The sequence below is a fragment of the uncultured Blautia sp. genome, from assembly GCF_902497045.1.
Classification (GTDB): domain Bacteria; phylum Bacillota; class Clostridia; order Lachnospirales; family Lachnospiraceae; genus Blautia_A.
Genome location: NZ_CABVDF010000263.1, coordinates 1 through 3,482, shown reverse-complemented (window position 1 = coordinate 3,482; position 3,482 = coordinate 1). Strand labels below are relative to the sequence as shown.

The following is a 3,482-nucleotide window of genomic DNA, read 5'->3' as shown; positions in this document are numbered from 1 at the left end:
TTATCCTGTTTTTATTTGGTAAATAAGTGGAAACGCGCCAAAACAATACAAATCAAATTATCTTCTTTTGTAATAAGAGTCAGATGAATATAACGAAAAATGGACCGGAGATAATCTCTCCGATCCAGAATCCTCACACCTTAAACCGATACCCCACTCCCCATATAGTCTCAATATACTGAGGTTTGGCTGTATTGAACTCAATCTTTTCTCTTATTTTTTTGATATGAACAGTTACTGTCGCAATATCTCCCACAGATTCCATTGCCCATATCTCCCGGAACAGCTCATCTTTGGTAAATACACGATTTGGATTTTCAGCCAGAAATGTAAGCAGATCAAATTCCTTAGTAGTAAAGGTTGTTTCTTCACCATTTACCCACACACGTCTTGCCGTCTTATCAATCTTGATGCCTCGAATTTCTATAATATCATTCTTTACAGCACTGGATCCTACCAAACGGTTATATCTCTCCATATGCGCTTTTACACGAGCAACCAGTTCACTTGGACTGAACGGTTTCGTCATATAATCGTCTGCGCCCAGTCCAAGTCCCCGAATTTTATCAATATCATCTTTTTTGGCCGAAACCATAATAATAGGCGTATTTTTTTCCTGCCGAACCTGCTTACAGATATCAAATCCATCCACTTCCGGAAGCATCAGATCCAGGATGATCAGATCGTATTCTTCCTTCATGGCCTTTTCCAGTCCTGTATCTCCTCTGTTTGCGATTTCCACTTCAAATCCGGAAAGCTCCAGATAATCTTTCTCAAGATCCGCAATCGCTTCTTCATCTTCAATGATCAGTATCTTGCTCATTTCATTGGTACCTCCTGATATTTTCTCAAAACAAAATACATAATGGTTCCGATTCCTTCCCTGCTGGTGGCCCACACTTTGCCGCCGTGATCCTCCATGATCTTGCGTACGATAGAAAGGCCGATTCCGCTTCCTCCCTTAGAGGAATTTCTGGACACATCAGTCCGGTAAAAACGGTCAAAAATAAAAGCCAGATCCTTGGAAGCAATTCCTTTTCCATTATCCTCGATCTCCACCTGTACAAAATCCCCTACATCCTTAACCCGGATCTGGATCACACCTTTCTGTTTATCCATATACTTAATGGCATTGCCTATGATATTATGGATCACACGGCGGATCTGCTCTCCATCTGCGATCACCTGAACATTCCCGTCTACATAATTTGCATAATAAAGCTGTATGCCTCTTGTTTCCAGTTCCAGCCCGATTTCTTCTGCACAATCAGAAAAATAATCTTCCACATTCAGTTTACTGAAAGTATACGGAATCCTGTTGGTATCGATCTTGGAATAAAACGTAAGCTCATTGATCAGATGATCCATTTCGTTTGTTTTATTATAGATCGTCCTTACATAACGATCCATTTTTTCCGGAGTATCCGCAACTCCGTCCATAATTCCCTCAACATATCCTTTTACCGCAGTGATCGGCGTTTTCAGATCATGGGAAATATTACTGATCAGTTCCTTATTTTCTTTATCAAGAATGATCTTTTCTTCTGCTGATTCTTTCAGTCTTCGCCTCATTTCCTCAAAATCCCGGCAGAGCTCGGAAAATTCGTCTGTTCCCTCTACATCCAGAACAAAGTCCAGATTGCCCTCTTTTATATTCTGTGTTGCTTTGCGAAGCTTCACAAGAGGAGTTGCAACGCTCCTGTATATCCATAAACCTACAGACAGACCTGTAAATACAAGGATCACCAAAGCAGAAACAAAAAGATCCTTTGTCATAATCTGGATCCCATCATCATCAGATTCAGAATCAGCAATAGTAATTCCGTAATCATAATCAGAAGCGGCTTCCTGAGCTGCTCTGTTCTTTTCCATATTACGGTTCTGAGATTCTCTAAATCCATGAAGTGTAGCTGCAGACAAAAGAAGAGGAACCAGAATGATCATCAGAAATCCTACTATGATCCTTGTTCGTAATTTCATAACCTATCCCTCTTTTCTATTGAACAAAAAAAGAACGCATGGCAGCAAAATCAGATTATTTACTGCCTGTGCGTTCATTATATCACATCGTCAGATTTCTATGTCTAAATTTTCTATAAAATCATCTTACAGGTATTTCTTCAGATCTTCAACTTTATCAAGTTTTTCCCACGGAAGATCTACATCTGTACGTCCAAAATGACCATAAGCTGCTGTCTGTTTGTAAATCGGTCTTCTTAAGTCAAGCATACGGATGATTCCGGCCGGGCGAAGGTCAAAGTTCTCGCGGATGATCTCTACCAGCTTTGTAGCTGAAAGCTTTCCTGTTCCGAATGTCTCCACATTAATAGATGTAGGCTGAGCCACACCAATTGCATAAGACAGCTGGATCTCACATTTATCCGCAAGGCCTGCCGCAACAATATTCTTTGCAACATAACGGGCTGCATATGCTGCAGAACGGTCAACCTTAGTGCAGTCTTTTCCGGAAAAAGCACCGCCGCCGTGACGTCCTGTTCCGCCATATGTATCAACAATGATCTTACGTCCGGTAAGACCGCTGTCTCCATGAGGTCCTCCAATAACAAAACGTCCGGTAGGATTAATGAAATACTTCGTATTCTCATCTACCATGTCTGCTGGAATGATAGCATCAAATACATATTTCTTAATATCTTCGTGGATCTGCTCCTGCGTTACTTCCGGATCATGCTGAGTTGAGCATACAACTGCATCAATACGAATCGGAGTACCTGCCTCATCATACTCTACAGTTACCTGGGTTTTTCCATCCGGTCTTAAGTAGCTGAGGGTTCCGTCTTTACGGATCTTGGTAAGCTGACGTGCAAGCTTATGCGCCATATTAATAGCGTAAGGCATATATTCCTCAGTTTCGTTGGACGCATAACCAAACTGGATTCCCTGGTCTCCTGCACCGATAGCGTCGATCTCATCTTCGCCCATTTTTGCCTCCAGCGCTTTATCTACACCAAGAGCAATGTCTGCAGACTGCTCATCAATGGCTGTGATCACCGCACAGGTTTCTGCGTCAAATCCGTATTTACCGCGGGTATAGCCAATCTCTCTGACTGTATCTCTTACAATTTTCTGGATATCTACATAAGCATTTGTAGTGATCTCACCCATAACAAGAACAAGACCTGTAGTAGTTGCTGTCTCACAAGCCACACGGCTCATGGGATCCTGCTCGATAAGCGCATCAAGAATCGCATCGGAAATGGCATCGCACATTTTATCCGGATGGCCTTCAGTTACTGATTCAGAGGTAAATAAAATTTTCTCCATTGTATTTTCCTTTCTTTTCTGACAAAAAAAACAGCCCGAATAATCGGACTGTCTGAATTTATCTTTCAATCCTCTTATTGTTCGATCACTCGCTCAGGTTGGCACCTTCCTCCAAGGAGGGGTTGCCGTGGCTTCGCAGATCCTTTGTATCTCCACCACTCTGAATAAAAGGCCGTTTTTATTTATTTTGTAACAAA

General features: G+C 41.8%; 3 protein-coding genes and 1 riboswitch. All 3 genes read right to left on the bottom strand.

Annotated features, from left to right (window positions below; genetic code table 11):
- Positions 1-133: 133 nt before the first annotated feature.
- Positions 134-823 carry a response regulator transcription factor gene (locus RDS42_RS13470; RefSeq protein WP_177296209.1) on the bottom strand — a complete coding sequence of 230 codons (690 nt, stop codon included), beginning with the start codon at positions 821-823 and terminating at the stop codon, positions 134-136.
- Positions 820-1,980, bottom strand: coding sequence for a HAMP domain-containing sensor histidine kinase (locus RDS42_RS13465; protein ID WP_308784105.1), 1,161 nt, complete (start codon positions 1,978-1,980; stop codon positions 820-822). Before RDS42_RS13465 ends, RDS42_RS13470 begins: the two co-directional genes overlap by 4 nt.
- 126 nt (positions 1,981-2,106) lie before the next feature.
- Positions 2,107-3,285: a methionine adenosyltransferase gene (metK, locus tag RDS42_RS13460; RefSeq protein ID WP_308784104.1), complete on the bottom strand. Its 1,179-nt coding sequence runs from the start codon at positions 3,283-3,285 to the stop codon at positions 2,107-2,109.
- Positions 3,286-3,356: 71 nt separating this feature from the next.
- A riboswitch (SAM riboswitch) is annotated at positions 3,357-3,456 on the bottom strand.
- Positions 3,457-3,482: the final 26 nt, after the last annotated feature.

Excerpts from the sequence above, each read along its gene's own strand:
- RDS42_RS13465 (WP_308784105.1), bottom strand. The coding sequence starts at position 1,980 with ATGAAATTACGAACAAGGATCATAGTAGGATTTCTGATGATCATTCTG.
- RDS42_RS13470 (WP_177296209.1), bottom strand. The coding sequence starts at position 823 with ATGAGCAAGATACTGATCATTGAAGATGAAGAAGCGATTGCGGATCTT.
- metK (WP_308784104.1), bottom strand. The coding sequence starts at position 3,285 with ATGGAGAAAATTTTATTTACCTCTGAATCAGTAACTGAAGGCCATCCG.